General features: G+C 61.3%; 3 protein-coding genes and 1 pseudogene. 3 read left to right on the plus strand and 1 reads right to left on the minus strand.

The window, feature by feature from the left end; genetic code table 11:
* Together ACIQ2A_RS25890 and ACIQ2A_RS25895 are read left to right on the plus strand one after the other, a co-directional pair.
* Nucleotides 1–209 (plus strand): annotated as a pseudogene (locus ACIQ2A_RS25890) (histidine phosphatase family protein); the annotation flags it as partial.
* A 169-nt stretch (nucleotides 210–378) separates the two neighbouring features.
* On the plus strand, nucleotides 379–1,146 hold the full coding sequence (locus tag ACIQ2A_RS25895; RefSeq protein WP_398484949.1) for an SDR family NAD(P)-dependent oxidoreductase: 768 nt from the start codon (nucleotides 379–381) through the stop codon (nucleotides 1,144–1,146).
* A gap of 135 nt (nucleotides 1,147–1,281) precedes the next feature.
* On the opposite strand, the gene ACIQ2A_RS25900 is transcribed toward ACIQ2A_RS25895, so the two are convergent.
* Complete coding sequence (locus ACIQ2A_RS25900; protein WP_398484951.1) at nucleotides 1,282–2,505, minus strand: serine hydrolase domain-containing protein; 1,224 nt, start codon at nucleotides 2,503–2,505, stop codon at nucleotides 1,282–1,284.
* A gap of 166 nt (nucleotides 2,506–2,671) precedes the next feature.
* On the opposite strand from ACIQ2A_RS25900, the gene ACIQ2A_RS25905 reads away from it, so the two are divergent.
* Nucleotides 2,672–2,764: GTP-binding protein (locus ACIQ2A_RS25905; protein ID WP_139281446.1), on the plus strand; the 93-nt coding region annotated here is incomplete at its 3' end.

The raw sequence follows: 2,764 nt of genomic DNA on the forward strand, positions 1-2,764 counted from the left end.
TTGCATTGAACAACCAGCCGGATCGCGGGCTGGCTTTCACCATCGACAATTGCTCGATCACGCGGCTCGACCATCTCGCCAGCGACGGCCATGCCGGCTGGCGCATTCCGATGGTGAATCAGCAGCCGTGGATTGCAGATCCGTCGCATGCGGCGATGCATCAGCCAGCGGGGCCGGAAGTGGGGTCGTCAGCGACAAAGCTCGCCTAGTCGTGTCCCTTCTCCCGCTTGCGGGAGAGGGTCAGGGAGAGGGGACACTCTACTTGCTCCGAGCTTGCGGAGGCACCCCTCTCCCTAACCCTCTCCCCGCAAAGGCGGGGCGAGGGGACATGTCGCGCTACTGAATTTACAAAACTCACAAACATCAGGGAGAAACCACATGACGCTCTTCGACATGACGGGCAAAGTCGCCGTCATCACCGGCTCCACCCGCGGTATCGGTCGCGCCATCGCCGAGCGGATGGCGGAGCATGGCGCCAAGGTCGTGATCTCCTCGCGCAAGCAGGATGTCTGCGATGACGTCGCGAAGGACGTGAACGAGAAATTCGGCAAGGGCACGGCGGTGGCTATTGCCGCCAATATCTCCAGCAAGGAAAACCTGCAGAACCTCGTCGACGAGAGCAAGAAGGCGTTCGGCAAGATCGACGTGCTGGTCTGCAATGCCGCATCGAATCCGTATTACGGGCCGCTCGCCGGCATTTCCGATGATCAGTTCAACAAGATCCTCAGCAACAACATCGTTGCCAACAACTGGCTGATCTCGATGGTCGTGCCGGAAATGATCGAACGCAAGGATGGTTCGGTGATCATCGTCTCATCCATCGGGGGCTTGAAGGGCTCGACCACTATCGGCGCCTATTGCGTGTCGAAGGCGGCGGACATGCAGCTCGCGCGCAACCTCGCTTGCGAATATGGCCCGCACAATATCCGCGTGAACTGCATCGCGCCGGGCCTGATCAAGACCGATTTCGCCAAGGCGCTGTGGGATGATCCGGATACGCTGAAAAAGTCCACGGCGCGCTCGCCCTTGCTGCGCATCGGCATCCCGGATGAAATCGCGGGCGCTGCGGTGTTCATGGGATCGGCTGCCGGGAATTTCATGACCGGGCAGACAGTGGTGATCGACGGTGGCGCGACGATCAGCTGATGTAAGGCACGGACATACTCTCACTGTCATCACCCGCGAAAGCGGGTGATCCAGTATGCCCAGGCCTAACGTGTCCGATAAAGGACGTCGGTTACTGGATGCCCCGCTTTCGCGGGGCATGACAGTCAGAGTGGACTACTCCACCGCCGCATAAACCAGGCTGCGGATCAGCGTCCTGAAATATTCCCGCTGGCCCGGCCCCTGCGACATGAACACCGTAAACAGCTCTTCCTTCGGATCGATCCAGAAGAACGTCCCCGCCACGCCGCTCCAGAAGAACTGGCCGGTGGAGCCCGCATAGGGCGCCATGCCGTCATCGGTGCGCACTGCGAAGCCGAGACCAAAGCTGTGGCCGGGCGGGACCAGATGCGTTTCCAGCTTCACATTCGGGGCGAGGTGGTTCGACGCCATGAAATGCAGCGTGCGGTTGCCGATCACGCGGGTGCCATCCAGGGTGCCGCCATTCAGCAGCATCTGGCAGAAGCGCGCATAGTCCATGGTGGTGGAGACAAGGCCGCCGCCGCCGGATTCCATTTTCGGAATCTCCAGCGGATCGAACAGCGCTACCTTGTCGCCGGTCCAGGGATCGGTGGGGAAGGGATGCGTGATGCGGCTCTTGTTTTCGGTTGCGGCATGAAAACCGGTCTCGGCCATCTGCAGCGGTGCCAGAATGTTGTCGGTGAGATAGGCGCCCAGCGACTTGCCGGACACGACCTCGATGACGCGGCCGAGAATGTCCGTCGAGCGGCTGTAATTCCATTCGGCGCCGGGCTGGCAGATCAGCGGCAGGCCGGCGACGATTCGTGCGTGTTCCTCATTGGTGATGTCGCGGCTGCGCAGATTCGACTTCTGGTACATCCGCTGCACCATGCCGTTGCCGGTGATCTCGTAGGAGAGACCGGAGGTGTGGCGCAGCAGGTCCTGGATCGTGATCGGGCGGACCGGCAGCGCCAGCTCCAGCGCGCCGTTGCGCTCGATGCCGACCTTGGTGTCGGCGAATGCCGGGATGTATTTGCTGAGCGGGTCGTTCAGCAGGATATGGCCATCCTCGACCAGCTGCATGATGCCCAGCGAGACGATCGGCTTGGTCATGGAGAAGATGCGGAACAGGCTGTCCCGGGCCATCGGGGTCGTGGCATTCGGCGCCTGGCGGCCAAAGGCCTCGAAATAGCCGATCTGGCCGCGGCGGGCGATCAGGGCGGTAACGCCCGGAACGGTGCCCTTGTCGATCTCCCGCCTGAAGGCGTCGGAGATCTTCTGAAGACGGTTTGATGACAGGCCCAGCGCTTCCGGGCGGGCCGCGGGCAAAGCGGGGGTCTGGGGGGAAGTGGCGGTTTTGGCGGCAGTCTGGGCGTTCATGGTGGCTCCCGATTGATCTTGTCTTTTGCCAGCCTAAATAAGGGGCTTAGCCGGCATGTCTGGGGAGCTTGGCCCATAAGTTCGGGCTTGAATAGGGGCGTTTTCCTTAGTAACCAGCCGCCGGTTTGGTGTGCCACGCATGGGCGTCGGCAAAACAGGTGGATCAATGGCCAAAGCAAAATTTGAACGTAACAAACCGCACTGCAATATCGGCACGATCGGTCACGTTGACCACGGCAAGACGTCGCTGACGGCTGCG

The organism is Tardiphaga sp., from assembly GCF_044336785.1.
Classification (GTDB): domain Bacteria; phylum Pseudomonadota; class Alphaproteobacteria; order Rhizobiales; family Xanthobacteraceae; genus Tardiphaga.

Coding starts and splice junctions, on each gene's coding strand:
- ACIQ2A_RS25900 (WP_398484951.1), bottom strand. CDS start 2,505: ATGAACGCCCAGACTGCCGCCAAAACCGCCACTTCCCCCCAGACCCCC.
- ACIQ2A_RS25895 (WP_398484949.1), top strand. CDS start 379: ATGACGCTCTTCGACATGACGGGCAAAGTCGCCGTCATCACCGGCTCC.